The sequence below is a fragment of the Flavobacterium filum DSM 17961 genome (assembly GCF_000425465.1).
Taxonomy (GTDB): Bacteria; Bacteroidota; Bacteroidia; order Flavobacteriales; family Flavobacteriaceae; genus Flavobacterium; species Flavobacterium filum.
Map to the genome: position 1 here is coordinate 45,184 of NZ_AUDM01000006.1, position 14,986 is coordinate 60,169.

Sequence of the window (14,986 nt, forward strand, 5' to 3'; positions counted from 1 at the left end):
TTGACGAATTGACGAATTGACGAATTGACGAATTGACGAATTAACATGCTACTCAACACTACCCACAACGACAAAAAAATTATCACTCAAATCAATGATTTAGTTGGAAAACCTTATGGATTATTGGACAATTTTAAATTGAAAGGAATTGGTTCCCCCCGATTAGATATTGTGAAAGCAAGTAATGAAATCGAAAAACTTCTGAACCGAGACAATCATCGAAACTATGGCAATATTGAGCTTCGCCCAAACGGAATTCTTTTTCGGTTCCATACGCGTTTAGAAACATATGCGTTGGTTATTCCTTACTATAAACTGGTTATTTTTAAACCAGGCAACAGCTATACTTTGCACATTGACCAACATTTTGTTAGTTTTGAAGCTTTGCCAACCCATAAATCTATTCATCGTTTTGTTGAAAAAATAATGGATTTTCAACTTAAAAGCAAACCGGATAACTTTGTTGAAATTTCCTAAAATTGAGTTATTATTAGCATAACTTCCATTCAAAACTTTTTAAATACCTTTGTAAAAAAAAGATGGAATTATTCATTTATATATTCGCAGCTTTATTTTCTGTACTTAATCCGTTGGGAGCAGTTCCTATTTTTGTGGGATTAACCCAAGATTATACTAAAGCCGAACGTTCTAGGGTTTCACTTTTAACTGCATTAAACGTTTTTATCATTTTAATCATTTCTTTTTTTATTGGTGAATATGTGTTGAAATTCTTCGGCATTAGTATCGACGCCCTTCGTATTGCCGGTGGTTTAATCATTGTAAGTTCCGGATTTTCATTGCTCACCGGAAACTTCAATAAAACCCGTGGAGTGAACAAAAAAGTAGAAAGCGATGCTCAAACACGTAACCAAATTGCTCTGACTCCATTGGCGATTCCGATGTTGGCAGGACCGGGTTCTATCTCTCTACTAATCGCTTTTTATCAAGATTATACCAAAATCAGCGAAAAAATAATTGCTGTAATTTCCATTTTTGCAGTAGCCATTGTGATTTATTTTATCCTAAAAAGTGCTCACTATCTTTCCAGAATTTTAGGAGCTTCCGGAATTGTTGTGATTTCCAGAATTATTGGCTTTATTGTAATTGCCATTGGCGTGCAATATATTAGTAGTTCCATCGTCAATATCTTTAAACAAATTTAACGAGTGTTCAATCGCTTTTCTGATTACCTTTAAAAAAAAAAGCGAGATGAAAATACTGCTTACAGGAGCAAACGGTTATGTAGGTAGAAGACTCCTTCCGGAATTATTATCACAAAACCACGAAATCATTTGTGCGGTTCGCGATAAAAACCGTTTGGGTTTAGATAAAGCGACACTGCAATCCGTGACCATCTGGGAAGTCGATTTTTTAGAAGAAGTGTCATACGAAAATATACCCCAAGACATCGATGTAGCGTATTACTTGATTCACTCCATGTCAGCCTCTACAGAAGTGTTTGATACGATGGAAGCAAAAGCCGCCGAAAATTTTAACCACTACATGAAGCATATCGGCGTAAAACAAGTAATTTACCTGAGTGGTATTGTCAACAACAATACACTTTCCAAACACTTACAATCCCGCAAAAATGTAGAAGATATTTTATACCAAGGAAACGATAATGTAACCGTTTTAAGAGCCGGAATTATTGTAGGTTCCGGCAGTTCTTCCTTTGAAATCATTCGGGATTTATGTGAAAAATTACCCGTGATGATTACGCCTAAATGGGTACTCACCAAAACACAGCCAATAGCCATACGGGATGTCATTCAGTACCTGATAGGCGTGTTACTGAAAGAAGAGTGTTACAATGAATCGTTTGATATTGGCGGACCCAATGTGCTCACCTATAAACAAATGATGCAATTGTACGCCAAAACCCGAGGATTCAAAAATTGGATTTACACTGTACCGGTTATGACTCCAAAATTATCATCGTATTGGTTGTATTTTGTTACCTCTACTTCCTATAAATTAGCTATGAATTTAGTAGATAGCATGAAAATGGAAGTCGTTTGTAATGACAACCGTTTGCAAAAAATATTGGGCATCAAACCCATTTCCTATACCGATGCTATCAAATTAGCCTTCATTAAAATCGAACAAAACTTGGTCATTTCAAGTTGGAAAGACAGCTTAGTGAGTAGCGAATTTCACCATAACTTATCAGAATTTATCCAAGTTCCTACCTACGGTTGTTTAAAAGATAACCAAAAATTAAAAATAGAAAATCCGGAAAAAGTATTGGAAAATATTTGGACTATTGGTGGCACCAAAGGCTGGTATTATGGCAACTGGATGTGGCAGTTACGGGGATTTATCGATAAATTAGTGGGTGGCGTTGGTTTAAGACGGGGAAGAACCCACCCCACCCATCTGGACAATGGTGATTCACTCGACTTTTGGCGGGTGATTTTAGCCAACAAAGAAGAAAAACGATTACTCTTGTTTGCCGAAATGCGACTCCCCGGCGAAGCATGGCTGGAATTTAGAATTGATGAAAAAAATGTTCTACACCAAATTGCTACCTTTCGTCCCAGAGGACTTTTCGGAAGATTGTATTGGTATAGTTTGGTTCCTTTTCATTTTTTTATTTTCAAAGGAATGATTAAAAATATGGCTCGGGGTTAATCATTAAAAAAATATCTATTTATACTTTGTTTTTCAAAGTACTTTTTTATATTTGCATCAACAATCAAAATAACAAATCCAATGAAAACGAATTTTCAAATTTCACCCAATCAAAGACTATCTGTAATTGTCACAGTAGTAGGCATAATTCTTCTCATCCCTATGATAGCGATGCAATTTACAGACGAAGTAAAATGGACAATTTCTGATTTTATAATAGCAGGTATTTTATTGCTTGGAACCGGTTTAGCTATTGAATTCGTGTTGAGAACCATTCGGTCAACACAAATACGACTTCTACTCTGTGGTTTTATTTTGTTTGTATTATTTTTAGTTTGGGCTGAATTGGCAGTGGGCATTTTTGGTTCACCATTTGCTGGCAATTAAATACCTAAAATAATAGATATATCATTCCCATCCCAATCAAAAAAGCTAAAGGAGCAATACATTGAAGATAAACCGGCTTTAACTTTTCTGCAAAACCCAACGAAAGTTGATGGTGTACTTTTCGGGGAGTGGCATACAAAACCAACGAAGTGACTATCATAATCCATCCGAAAAGTTGGAAAAACAGTGGCAATTTAGTTTCGGGAGCCACATACACCATTGCCATAGCGGGAATCAACCGAATGGTAATTTCACCATAGTTAATCAATGGTGTACTTCCGGCTTTGGCTATCCAACTGCGAAAAAGCAAAGGTCGAATGAACATGATCCCTCCGGCTAAAAGGAAAACAATAGCAAATAGAATGACAATACCTTTTGCAACTACCAAAAACATACATACAAAATTAAATCTCTAATTTTCCTCTGAATCCTCTGGCTGCATAATAAGACTCTGCTCCGTTATGATAGATAAAAACTCTACTAAATCGATTATCGCCAAAAATAGCTCCTCCTTTTTCCCTAATCGAAATGGGTGTGGACAACCAGCTCGAAGTTTTCAAATCAAATGAAGCTAACGTTTGCAATTCTATATAATCTTGCTCAGTCAGTAATTCTATTTTCATTTGTTGACACATCAACTCAACACTTGCCTTGGGCTTATTTTCTTTTCTGGAATGCCATGCTGCTTCATCATAACACAGACTTCTTCTACCAATGGGACTTTCTTTAGAACAATCACAATAGAGTAAGGCATTTGGATTGCTTTTAAAAAAAACAACATCCGGTTCGCCTCCACTCACTTCCATTTGATACAATACTTCCAATTTATCCAGTTGATTCAGCAACTTTGCTTTTACATCATTCCAAGATACACCACTATGCAAATGTTGATTTAAAATGAATCGTTCTTCTAAAATGGAAATAAATGAGGTTCGTGCTGATTCAGTCATCATAGTAAATAAATGATGTTATTTTTTGTGACAACTACACTCGTGATGTTCTTCCAAATACGCAATCGAATCGCGACACATTGCTTCCAAAACAGAAATATCAATATCCGCTAATTTTTTGATATAAATACAGGCTTTTCCCATTTTATATTTCCCAAAGTTTTCCAACAAATGTTTGTTGTCCTCTCTGGGAGAGTAAATATATAAAGAAAATTCAGCCTTTCGAGGAGAAAAACCAAGCATAGGAGCATCGCCTTCATGTCCGCTGGCATACTTGTAGTGGTAACTGCCAAAACCAATAATAGTTGGTCCCCACATTTTGGGTTCAAAACCCGACCATTGCTGCATCAATTCGATAAGCCGAAAACTATCGGCCTTCTTTTGATCATTATCAACAAACGATTGAATAAAATCAGTTACACTGACTTGGGTTGCTGTGGTTTTATTGGTTGCCATAAAAAAGTCTTTTGAACCAAAGATAAAAATTTATTGAATTGAATTTTAATTCGCTAAAGATTTTTGATTTTCGGCATTACCATACAACTTCTTCCGAAACCAAAACGCCAAATTCACCAACGCAATTAAAGCCGGAACTTCTACTAACGGACCTATCACTCCAGCAAATGCTTGACCACTATTGATACCAAAAACACCTATAGCCACCGCAATGGCCAACTCAAAATTATTACCGGTAGCCGTAAACGCAATAGAGGTAGCTTTGGAATAATCGGCTCCAAAATACTTGCCAATGAAAAAACTGATTACAAACATCACCGCAAAATAAATCACTAACGGAATCGCAATTCGGACAACATCCAAAGGAATGTGAACAATCAACTCCCCTTTCAAACTAAACATCAAGACAATCGTAAACAACAAAGCAATCAAGGTGATCGGTGAAATAAACGGAACATATTTCGTTTGAAACCAGTCTTCTCCTTTTATCTTAATCAATACATACCGACTCAAAAAGCCCAAGGCAAACGGAATACCCAAATAAATCCCCACACTCTCCGCTATTTGTCCGATGTGAATATCAATAATAGAACCTTCAAACCCAAAATAGGGTGGCAAAACCGTGATAAAAATATACGCATAAACGCTGTACAACAAGACTTGAAAAATACTGTTTAAAGCAATCAATCCGGCGGCGTATTCTCGGTTTCCATCGGCTAAATCATTCCATACGACAACCATGGCTATGCATCGAGCCAAACCAATCAAAATAACGCCTATCATGTATTCCGGATAACCATTCAAAAAAAGTAAGGCCAAGAAAAACATCAAAACGGGACCAATTACCCAATTCAACAGTAAAGAAGCTCCCAAAACTTTTGTATTCTGAAACACCTCACCCATTTTACTGTAATTCACTTTAGTCAAAGGCGGATACATCATCAAAATCAATCCGATTGCTAAAGGAATATTGGTCGTACCGGAGGAAAACGAATTGATAAATCCGGAAGAACCGGGAATAAAATACCCCACTCCAACACCAATCAACATCGCCAAAAATATCCAAAGCGTTAAATAGCGATCTAAAAAACCTAATTTTTTTCGGTTGACAACGGGGGAACAATTGGTTACTGACATAGTTTTTTATTAAAAATTGAAAAACTTTTTTAACTTCTACTTAAATAATTTTTAAATAAATATTGATGTAATAGAATCCTGTAATGATGAATGTAAGAGCTGCGATAATTCGCATTACTTTTTCAATTTTTGTGATGGTTTTAAAATAGTTACCAAGTTTTTCCATGCTAAAAGCAATCACCAACGCAAAGAAAATAACGGGTAAACCTGTACCAATAGAGAAAACAACAGGTAATATCAAACCTTCACTCGAAGCCAAGGTCATTGGAATTAACATGGCAAAAAACAACGCACCGCTATAAGGACAAAATGCCATGGCAAACAAAGCTCCTAATAAAAATGAGCCGAGTAAACCTTTGGTTTTGAACGTATCAGATAATTTTTCGGTGAAATTTAATCCTTTGATGAAGTTCAACTTTATAACATCCAACATTATTAAACCAATGATTATCAATACATAACCAATATACTTTTCTCCATTTCCTTGAAATAATTTTGCTACTTGAAATTTACTAGCTCCAAAATAAATCAAAGCACCAATTAAGGTATAAGAAAACATTCTTCCTAAAGTGTAAAGCAGTCCACTCAACACTACTTTTCTTTTGTTATTAATGGTCTTGGCAATAAAAGCAGTTGCTGTGATATTTGTCGCCAACGGACAGGGAGCAATGGCAGTGAGTAATCCCAAAGCAAATGCTGCAAGAATAGGAAAGTCTTTATTTTCGGCAAATATTTGAATGAAATCCATAATTATTGGAATGTAGAAATTTCCTTTTGAAGTTCGGTTTTAAACTTTTCGCCTTCGTTTTTGGCATACATAAAAGCCATTTCGGTTAAATCTTTAGTCACTTTAGTTTTGCTATTATACAAGTATAAAGACGTTCCGGTTGCTTCAAATTGTTCTGCAACTTTTGCATTTTTCTCATCGTCAACATTATACAAAACAAACGAAATAGCTTCATTTTTACTAATAGTTTCTCTGCTTAATTTTTCAATATTATTACAAGTTATACAACGATGTTCGGTGTGAAATTGAATCAATTGAATTTCGGTTTGAGCGGTGTTTTTTGTATTTGTATTTGCTTCCTCTTTTACTTCGTTTTTACATGAAATAAATAATAAACTGAGTAACATAATTTTTAAAAATATTTTCATGATAAATTATTTTGATATATATATTTTTAATTTTTGGGATGTAACAACATTTTCTAAATGTCCCATATTCTTTTCAGCATTATCTATAAAATGGGTGTGAATATAATGACCTCTATGGGTAAAAACGCCTTCATGTTCTTTAGAATAAAAACCTAATAATTGACCTTCAACTTTATTTAAATGGAAATGTTTTTTGGCTTTATCATGCAAATCGTGGTTGTGTTCTTTCTCCTCTAATGGCTTTGAAATGATATGATAATCAACCTTATCAAAGCTTCCTACTATTTTAAAAACAAAAGGTTTAGTGGTTTTAATGCCCATTTTTTCGGCCGCACTTTCTATAACGGTTTGCAAATCTTCCTCACTGGAAATGGGTTGATTAATTTCAATTTCATGCCAAGAATTGACATACGAAAATACCGCAAAAGGGGAAAGCACGTTCCAATTGTTTTCAATGATGATCATATTATTTACATCAACAGTTGATGTAAACATTTTTCCATCAATAATGGTTACTTCACCTTGAATCCTACCCAAAGGACAAACAGCATATAAATTCTCTTTTGGAATCGTATCCCAAAGAATATGTGCCGATAAATCTTCACCCATCATCACTTTTTTCATGGCACTGACGGTTTTGATTTCGGTTTCTATTTCTACTGTTTTGACATTTTCAGCCTCCTCAATTTTACCCTCCTTTTTACATGAATATAAGCAGGTGAAGATTGCCGCTAGAATAATAATTTTTGACTTCATTTTTATAAAATTAAATTAAACATATAACCTGAAAGGATGATGAAAAAAGCAACAACCCCAAAGAATATTGCAATCAATTTCCATGTCATCACTTTCTTAAGCATTGTAGCTTCCGGAATCGATAAACCTACAACTGCCATCATAAACGCAATCGCAGTTCCGATAGGGATTCCTTTTTGAACAAAAACTTGAATAATTGGTAATACTCCAGCAGCATTACTATACATTGGAACGCCCAATATAACGGCAATTGGCACTGCAAAAGGATTATCTTTACTTATATAGTTTTCAAAAAAACCTGTTGGTATAAATCCGTGCATCATTGCTCCTATTCCTATTCCGATAATAATGTACCAAAAAACACCTTTGATGATGGAAAGTGCTTCTTTAAAAATGAAAGGCAAACGTTGAGAAAAAGTTTGTTTTTCTTCTTCCAAATCATCTTCTTTGCTTGCATTTGCTAAAACTCCTTGCACCCATGGCGATAAGTATTTTTCTAACTTGAGTTTTCCCAATATAAACCCACCAAACATTCCTAAAATGATACCACTTGAAACATAAATTAAGGTAGCTTTTAAACCAAACATTCCGATAAATAGAGCAATTGCAACTTCATTTACCAATGGTGAAGTAATTAAAAAAGCAAAAGTTACACCAAGTGGAATGCCTCCTTTTACAAAACCAATAAATAACGGAACCGAACTACACGAACAAAAGGGTGTGATGGCTCCAAAAGTGGAAGCAAACAAATATTCTAAACCAAAAAGTTTATTTCGAGAAAGGTAATTTCTGATTTTATCTACCGGAAAATACGAGTTGACAATGCCCATAACCGTTGTGATAAGAAACAATAAGATTAAAATCTTTATCGTATCATAAACAAAAAAGTGAAGTGCATCGCCCAATTTTGAACTTTGAGCAATGGTAAAAACCGAATAAATCAGCCAATCAGAAAGGTCTTGTAGCCAATCAAACATGTTATGAAAGTGCTTCTACAATTTCGGCTTCGCTTGGAACTTTTCCTTTTATTTTCACTATTTCATCTACCACAACTGCTGGTGTAGACAAAATATTATATTCCATAATTTGTTGAATATCTTCCACTTTTTCTACCGTTGCATCAATATTGTTTTTTGCAATTGCATCTTTAACTGCTTGTTCGGTGGCTTTGCATTTTGCACAACCCGTTCCTAAAATTTTAATTGTTTTCATGTTAATTATTTTTAATTTGTGAGAACACAAAACACATTTCGCTGGCAATTTGCAAACTGCGTTCTGCATATTTTTCATTCATAAGTTCCGTTCCGTCAAAAGCTTTTGGGTCATCGTATTTGATGGGAAATCGAACTTCTGCTCCCAAAACCAATGGGCAACCTTCATCCGCATTGTTGCAAGTCATGATGGCTCCAAACCCACTTTTCGGATTAAAATCATCAAAATAGGTTTTGGAAAAACAGATAATCGGATGCTGATTGTCACCGAATTTCACCGCATAAACCGGATTTTCGGTTTCACTTAGTTGCTGAATTTGAAATCCTTGATGCACTAATGTTTCGGCTACTTTGGGAAACATGGCCGTAGCTTCTGTTCCGCCGGAATAGCAAAAAACATTGTTTATCCCAAAATGAAACGCCATCGTTTGTGCCCAAATTTGCGACAAATGACTTCTCCGTGAATTGTGGGTACAAATAAAATTCAATCGAATTTCTTCGTTAGCATCCACTTTTTGTTGAATGTAATCCACTAAGGATTGTAAAACTGGTTTTCGTTCGTTTGGAACATCAATAGATTGGATGTTTTCGATAGTAATTGATAATTTTTCTAACATAAAGATTTAAGGAATAAAATGAAATAAATAGCCCAATAACGAACCGCCTAACACCACAAAAGCACTGTTCAATTTTTTGTAGTTAAATAATAAAACAATACTCAGCACTGCTATCAAAATGGTTTTCCAATCGGTTATGGTTTCTGTTCCCATAGCGATACACACCGAAATAATGATGGCGACCGATGCTACATTTACAGCATCAAGAAAAGAGGAAAACAACTTCGAATTTCTCATTTTTTTCACCAAAGGATTGAGTAACGCTACAAACGCAAACGAAGGAAGAAAAATTCCAATTGTTGCCACAATCGCTCCTTGCAACCCATCAATTTGATAACCAATAAATGTTACAGATGAAAAGACCGGACCCGGCGTAAACTGCCCCACCGCAATGGCATCAATCAATTGCTGACGGGTTAAAAGACCGGTAGCCACTAATTCGGTATCTAAAAAAGCAAACAAAACATATCCGCTTCCATACAAAATAGAACCTATTTTTAAAAAGATCCAAAACAGTTGCGTTTGCGTTGCTGATAAAAAGGGAATCGGAGAAAGGGTCAAAAATGAAAGAGGGACAAAACCGGTAACAGAGTTATTTCTCCTAATATATGCTAAAAACAAGGCTAAAAAACCAGCTCCAAACATCAAGTAAATTTCATATAAACCAAATAATGAACCGATTAACACTACCATTCCAATGAGAGTCAATTCAATTGTTTTGAAGGATTTCTTAGCCAAAGGAAAAATTGCAGCCAATATAATCGCAATGATAGCAGGTTTTATTCCGTACACAAAAGGAGCTACTTCAGGAAGTTGACCATAGGTTTTGTAGAGCCAAGCTAAAATACCGGTAATCAAAACAGCCGGTAAAATAAAACACAATCCGGCGATAATTAATCCTTTCCAACCTCCTTTTTCATGACCAATGTGCATAGTCATTTCTGTACTATTGGGTCCCGGAATAAGGTTGGTGGCACCAATTAAGTCTAAAAAATGTTGCTCAGAAAGCCATTTACGTTTCACAACAACTTCTTGTTGCATCATGGCAATATGAGCAGCCGGACCACCAAATCCGATGATGCCGAGTTTCAAAAAGAGTTTTGCAATGTCTTTTAAGGCTGCTTTATTTTCCATTTTTTCATAATTTTAGCATCAACTGACCAATAACCACTTCCTTTGATAACTAGAAAAATACTTCCTAAAAGCATGGACCAATCTGTTCTACTACCATGCAATAATTCCCAAAATCCTTTTTCTAAAAAAACTTCTGATTTTGTAGTGACTATAGCAACTAACATAATTATAATTAACGGTAAACTTGCAATTCTTGTCATGAATCCTATCAAAACCAAAATTCCACATAAGATTTCAAAAAAACCAACAAAAGATCCTAAAAATTCCGGATCGGGCAATCCTATCTTTTCAAATCTTCCGCTTCCCCGGAGGGCAGGGAAAAGAAATTTTTGTATTCCTTCAGATAAAAAAACAAAACCAACAATAAATCGAATGAGAATTGTTGTTTTTGATAAATCAGTATTTATAATTTTTTTTAGCATAATTTATTTTCTAACGGGTGATTGTCTAACTTCCGGAATCTGAATATTGAAAAAAGGCACTTTTTCCAAAGCATGACATGAATTACAACTTATTGTTAGATGCTGAAAAGCTTGATTAAAATTTTTCAAATCTCTATTTTTCACAACCTCTTGCATTTTTGGTAAATCATAAGTCAAAAAATATTCTGCAGATTTTGATCTCTTGGGTCTTCGTTCCAAACCATTTTTAATTGCTAATTGCATCTTTGTTATTTGATAATCGGCATATTCCCAATTCTCATCTTGACCTGCCCAAAATAGCTCTTGATACCTATAACCCGTTTCTAACATTGCATTATCAAAACCTCTAAAATGATTTTCGATAATCGTAATTTGTTCCGTTTCTGTTCCTTTTATCCATTCTCCTTCTACTGTCTTTGAATGTTTTCCACATCCAAAAAACAAAAAGGGAATTAAAAAACTAATTATTTTATTCATCTTATCGCTTTTTATAATGACAAAAAATAAAATTCTGAACCGTATCAAATGGTGTTTGATGATCTTCAGTTAAGCAATTTTCCAATTCAAATTCTTCTCCAAAAACCGCTTCCATTTTTTCAACTGAATATTGCGTTATCGGTAAACCACTGCATTTTAAAGGTCCCTCTTCTGAGAAAGTGCCAATGATAACCTGTGCATTTTCATTGGTATTTGAAATTACATTCTTTTTGTATTGCTCTATATCATTTGCTGCTGTAAAAAAATGAAACGAAGCCCGGTCATGCCAAACGTCAAATTTATCTTCCGAATTAAAATGCAAACTGTCAGAAACGACAAAAGTGACATTTTTACCTTCCTCTCCTAATCGACTTTTTGCTCGTTCAATGGCGGCGGATGAAATATCAAGCAACGTTAAATTGGTGTAACCCAACTCCAATAAATGATCAATCAAATAGCTGTCGCCACCACCAACATCAATAATTCTGGCCGCTTTGGACACTTTACATGCTTGAATGAATTGAATAGAAGTGGTGGGTTTGGTTTGATACCAACTTACTTCTGTTTCTTGTTTGGTGGAAAATACAGTTTCCCAATGTTGTTTTTTTTCTGTCATTTTCATTACTTTACCACGAAGCACACAAAGGAGACACTAAGTTCACAAAGAATTTATTTTTAATTTTTTTGATTGTTTTTATTCTTTCGATTCTTTTGATTCTTAATTTAACAACACCCCGAATCAGGAGTACAACAAGCGTTAGCTTTTGGTTTCCACTCGCCTATTTTTACTTTTAGTTTTTCCGGTGGAATACCACATTTGTCTTTCGCTAAACAATCGGTTAGTTTGGAAGTCAATATGAAATTGGTTCCGTCAAAATCCAAATCAAATTTACCGATGGTGGCTGCCATTTGGTATTCCACTTCAATGGCTGCATCGGGAAGGTTTAATGTTTTTTCGGATAATTCAATAATATGTAACAGTTTCTCAGGATGCAAACGATGATCGTAATCATTCGCTTCCCAAAGTTGAAAATTAACAACTTCCTCTGAGCGAACTGTTCCACCACAATCGATGAAATGTTTCGTTACTTTTCCCACTTCCGTCACATGAAAATGACCGGGAACCATTTCGCCACTGGGCAATTGAAAAGCAATGGTGGATAATTTTTGTAAGGCTATTTTAATTTCTGATAGTTTCATTTTTTTAATATTTGGTGATTGATAATGGGTAATGGGTGATTGGTTAACAACATTTGTTCTTCAATTTTTGACGAATCGCACCAAAATGATGTTCTATTTTATCAATCGTTTCCGGATTAAGGCAATAGCAAATTGCTGTTCCTTCAATCGTACCTTTGATAATATTGGCATTTTTGAGTTCTTTTAAATGCTGTGAAACCGTGGGCTGAGCCAAAGGCAAAACCTCAACTATATCGCCACAAATACACGTATCTACCGACAATAAATAATCTACAATCGCAATTCTGGCCGGATGAGCCAAGGCTTTGAACAAATTGGCCATTTCATTTTGCTCCACCGAAAAGGATGCTGTTTTTGATGCTCCCATATTATTTTATTATTATATTGCAATATTACGATATTATAATAAAAGAAACAACATTTGATATCCTAATTTTCATTTTTATCAATATACGTATTTCTACGTATGGTACGAATTATTAAAATCACACAACTTTGCCCTATAACTTTTAAATCAATAAAAAATGAAAAATCTACAAAAAGCAATGTTCATGTTAGGATTAGCCCTAACAACTACTTTCTTCTCTTGCAGCAGCGATAGCGACGGAGGCGGAAATGGATTTAGCGGTCCAAGCACAGGAACCTTCGTTAAAGCAAACATCGGTGGCACCAATATGTTAGCCCAAGGTGAATTTGCCAATGGAGGGTATAATGGAGGAAATTTAGTCCTTCAAGGGTTTGATATCAATGGTAAATCGGTGGGCATTCAATTATATGCTAACGATGGCTCATTAGAGGTTGGCACCTATGACATGCACAACGAAAACAATGAAAATTATGTGGGCAGTTTAACCTTAATTGACATCAATACGAGTACTATGGTTACCACTACTTACAATTCATCTATTTGTAGCGACTCTAATGGCACGCTTGAAATTACCGCAATTGACAACACAAAAATAGAAGGGACGTTCAATTTTAAAGGAAAAGAAATTAGGGATGGCGATGATTGTTCCGGCGGAACAAAAAACGTAACCAGTGGTTCATTTAGATTGGTATTGTAGGCTGATTTTTTATTTCTGGAAAAGGCTATTCTTCGGAATAGTCTTTTTTTTATGCATATAATTTATCCTAAAAAAAGTAAAACTGCCAATACACAAAAAATCCAATCAAAACCGTATACGCCAGAAGATTCAGAGTCACCAAACCAATAGACCATTTTCCCCAATTGGATTGCCGAAATAATTGGAAAGTTAAGTACCAAAACGGCAAAATAATCAACAATAACAAATAGGGAAAATAAGAGGTTAAGGTAACCGTCCAACGCGTAGCATCCTGATACGGTGCGGGAAAATAAAAAATCGCCATGTTGGTAACCAACACAAACATGTAATACGTAAACAGTAATCCCAATACAATCAGTATTACAGGCAAAAAACGATAGGACTGAACTGAATTTTTTACCACCATTTGCACCAAGAAAAACAAAGCGGTCACAAAAAACAAGCCCCCAAAACCCACCAACATCAACCCTATTTTCATATTGTTCTGCGGAATTTGATAGGCTTCTAACTGCTTAAATGATTTGTTAGGTGGAAATAATTCGGGTAAAGCAATAATATGATCACCTTTAGCCAATTCGGTTTTTAAATCATACGAAATAGAATGTTCGTAATCATGATAAAAATACAATTGAAAGGTGAGGTCATTCAAATTCCAATTGGAGGTTAAGAGCGTTCCATCTCCAATTTTGAGTCTGGAAACATGCATGGCTTTTGACAATTCTCGGCAATAAGCAAATGAGGTTTCGAATTCTTTTTCAATAAACTCCACGCCATTGCGGTACCTGTCCATTCGAAATGCTTTTTCTTTATCGGTAATAGACGGACAAAAATTAGCAATTACATAGGTTGGTTCGTTCCCAATAGTCAATTGATAGGGTTCTACAATTAAATATTTTCCGGTGGAATCAACATAAATAAAGACATCTTCAATAAAATAACTGTGGTCATATTGACTGTAAAATGCTTTGACTTCTTCAACAGTTTTACATCGTTTTAAAACTTCTTTTAAAAAATTGGTGGGCTCCGTAATCGGTTTTTTATTTCCAGTTGCTTTTTGAACCGGATGATAAGAAGCCAATCGTTCAAAAGCTAAACCCACTTCATTCATACCGGTTTGAGGAGCATAACCATATTTTCCATCCCACCGCGAACCGGTGAACGCCGCACCATAAGTATCAGCTGTTTTAGCCGTTTCAAACCACAAATGAGGCGTTAATCGCCAAGCATCTTCATTACTACCAAAAAATGTCTTTCCGTTTTTAGTGATTTTATAGCCGCTGCAGGCAAAGACTTGATTCACATTTAAAAAAACGAGGAGAACAATACATCCAAAAAGAACAATGTGGCGAAATGAAATCATATTCATATTTTGAAAACCAAACGGCT

At 35.2% G+C, this 14,986-nt stretch carries 22 protein-coding genes; 5 read left to right on the forward strand and 17 right to left on the reverse strand.

Annotated features, from left to right (window positions below; translation table 11 throughout):
- The first annotated feature begins 45 nt into the window (after window positions 1-45).
- The 4 genes from H601_RS0103690 to H601_RS0103705 all read left to right on the forward strand — a co-directional run bounded on the left by H601_RS0103690 (window position 46) and on the right by H601_RS0103705 (window position 3,021).
- Entirely contained in the window at window positions 46-477 is a 432-nt protein-coding gene (locus H601_RS0103690; protein WP_026710249.1) for a hypothetical protein, read from the forward strand.
- A gap of 62 nt (window positions 478-539) precedes the next feature.
- The gene (locus H601_RS0103695; RefSeq protein WP_026710250.1) at window positions 540-1,163 is read left to right on the forward strand and encodes a MarC family NAAT transporter; all 624 of its coding nucleotides are present in this window, start codon (window positions 540-542) and stop codon (window positions 1,161-1,163) included.
- A 46-nt stretch (window positions 1,164-1,209) separates the two neighbouring features.
- Complete coding sequence (locus H601_RS0103700; RefSeq protein ID WP_026710251.1) at window positions 1,210-2,634, forward strand: SDR family oxidoreductase; 1,425 nt, start codon at window positions 1,210-1,212, stop codon at window positions 2,632-2,634.
- 81 nt (window positions 2,635-2,715) lie between these two features.
- A complete protein-coding gene (locus tag H601_RS0103705) occupies window positions 2,716-3,021 on the forward strand; it encodes a hypothetical protein (protein ID WP_026710252.1) in 306 nt (101 codons plus the stop codon).
- A gap of 4 nt (window positions 3,022-3,025) precedes the next feature.
- Here H601_RS0103705 and H601_RS0103710 read toward each other — a convergent pair whose 3' ends face one another.
- The 16 genes from H601_RS0103710 to H601_RS0103785 all read right to left on the reverse strand — a co-directional run bounded on the left by H601_RS0103710 (window position 3,026) and on the right by H601_RS0103785 (window position 12,903).
- Window positions 3,026-3,415, reverse strand: coding sequence for a hypothetical protein (locus tag H601_RS0103710; protein WP_026710253.1), 390 nt, complete (start codon window positions 3,413-3,415; stop codon window positions 3,026-3,028).
- A 10-nt stretch (window positions 3,416-3,425) separates the two neighbouring features.
- A complete protein-coding gene (locus H601_RS0103715; RefSeq protein ID WP_211223533.1) occupies window positions 3,426-3,974 on the reverse strand; it encodes a DUF4256 domain-containing protein in 549 nt (182 codons plus the stop codon).
- Window positions 3,975-3,989: 15 nt separating this feature from the next.
- On the reverse strand, window positions 3,990-4,427 hold the full coding sequence (locus tag H601_RS0103720; RefSeq protein ID WP_026710255.1) for a DUF1801 domain-containing protein: 438 nt from the start codon (window positions 4,425-4,427) through the stop codon (window positions 3,990-3,992).
- 45 nt (window positions 4,428-4,472) lie between these two features.
- A complete protein-coding gene (gene arsB, locus H601_RS0103725) occupies window positions 4,473-5,564 on the reverse strand; it encodes an ACR3 family arsenite efflux transporter (protein ID WP_026710256.1) in 1,092 nt (363 codons plus the stop codon).
- Window positions 5,565-5,604: 40 nt separating this feature from the next.
- Entirely contained in the window at window positions 5,605-6,312 is a 708-nt protein-coding gene (locus tag H601_RS0103730; RefSeq protein ID WP_026710257.1) for an aromatic aminobenezylarsenical efflux permease ArsG family transporter, read from the reverse strand.
- Window positions 6,313-6,314: 2 nt separating this feature from the next.
- Complete coding sequence (locus H601_RS0103735; protein WP_026710258.1) at window positions 6,315-6,719, reverse strand: nitrophenyl compound nitroreductase subunit ArsF family protein; 405 nt, start codon at window positions 6,717-6,719, stop codon at window positions 6,315-6,317.
- 6 nt (window positions 6,720-6,725) lie between these two features.
- A complete protein-coding gene (locus H601_RS0103740) occupies window positions 6,726-7,475 on the reverse strand; it encodes an acetolactate decarboxylase (protein WP_026710259.1) in 750 nt (249 codons plus the stop codon).
- 2 nt (window positions 7,476-7,477) lie between these two features.
- Window positions 7,478-8,452 carry a permease gene (locus tag H601_RS0103745; RefSeq protein ID WP_026710260.1) on the reverse strand — a complete coding sequence of 325 codons (975 nt, stop codon included), beginning with the start codon at window positions 8,450-8,452 and terminating at the stop codon, window positions 7,478-7,480.
- A 1-nt stretch (window position 8,453) separates the two neighbouring features.
- A complete protein-coding gene (locus H601_RS0103750) occupies window positions 8,454-8,687 on the reverse strand; it encodes a thioredoxin family protein (protein WP_026710261.1) in 234 nt (77 codons plus the stop codon).
- Window position 8,688: 1 nt separating this feature from the next.
- On the reverse strand, window positions 8,689-9,303 hold the full coding sequence (locus tag H601_RS0103755) for an arsenate-mycothiol transferase ArsC (RefSeq protein ID WP_026710262.1): 615 nt from the start codon (window positions 9,301-9,303) through the stop codon (window positions 8,689-8,691).
- Between the two features lie 6 nt (window positions 9,304-9,309).
- The gene (chrA, locus tag H601_RS0103760; protein WP_026710263.1) at window positions 9,310-10,437 is read right to left on the reverse strand and encodes a chromate efflux transporter; all 1,128 of its coding nucleotides are present in this window, start codon (window positions 10,435-10,437) and stop codon (window positions 9,310-9,312) included.
- On the reverse strand, window positions 10,416-10,859 hold the full coding sequence (locus H601_RS0103765) for a DoxX family protein (protein WP_026710264.1): 444 nt from the start codon (window positions 10,857-10,859) through the stop codon (window positions 10,416-10,418). The genes chrA and H601_RS0103765 overlap by 22 nt, the downstream gene beginning before the upstream one ends.
- Window positions 10,860-10,862: 3 nt before the next feature.
- On the reverse strand, window positions 10,863-11,336 hold the full coding sequence (locus H601_RS0103770) for a hypothetical protein (protein WP_026710265.1): 474 nt from the start codon (window positions 11,334-11,336) through the stop codon (window positions 10,863-10,865).
- 1 nt (window position 11,337) lies between these two features.
- Window positions 11,338-11,952, reverse strand: coding sequence for a class I SAM-dependent methyltransferase (locus H601_RS0103775; RefSeq protein WP_026710266.1), 615 nt, complete (start codon window positions 11,950-11,952; stop codon window positions 11,338-11,340).
- 107 nt (window positions 11,953-12,059) lie between these two features.
- Window positions 12,060-12,536 carry a DUF6428 family protein gene (locus tag H601_RS0103780; RefSeq protein WP_026710267.1) on the reverse strand — a complete coding sequence of 159 codons (477 nt, stop codon included), beginning with the start codon at window positions 12,534-12,536 and terminating at the stop codon, window positions 12,060-12,062.
- A gap of 43 nt (window positions 12,537-12,579) precedes the next feature.
- Entirely contained in the window at window positions 12,580-12,903 is a 324-nt protein-coding gene (locus H601_RS0103785) for an ArsR/SmtB family transcription factor (RefSeq protein WP_026710268.1), read from the reverse strand.
- A gap of 157 nt (window positions 12,904-13,060) precedes the next feature.
- Here H601_RS0103785 and H601_RS0103790 point away from each other — a divergent pair, with 157 nt between their 5' ends.
- A complete protein-coding gene (locus tag H601_RS0103790; RefSeq protein WP_026710269.1) occupies window positions 13,061-13,600 on the forward strand; it encodes a DUF6252 domain-containing protein in 540 nt (179 codons plus the stop codon).
- Between the two features lie 67 nt (window positions 13,601-13,667).
- Here H601_RS0103790 and H601_RS0103795 read toward each other — a convergent pair whose 3' ends face one another.
- Window positions 13,668-14,960 carry a hypothetical protein gene (locus tag H601_RS0103795; RefSeq protein WP_156900338.1) on the reverse strand — a complete coding sequence of 431 codons (1,293 nt, stop codon included), beginning with the start codon at window positions 14,958-14,960 and terminating at the stop codon, window positions 13,668-13,670.
- Between the last annotated feature and the right edge of the window lie 26 nt (window positions 14,961-14,986).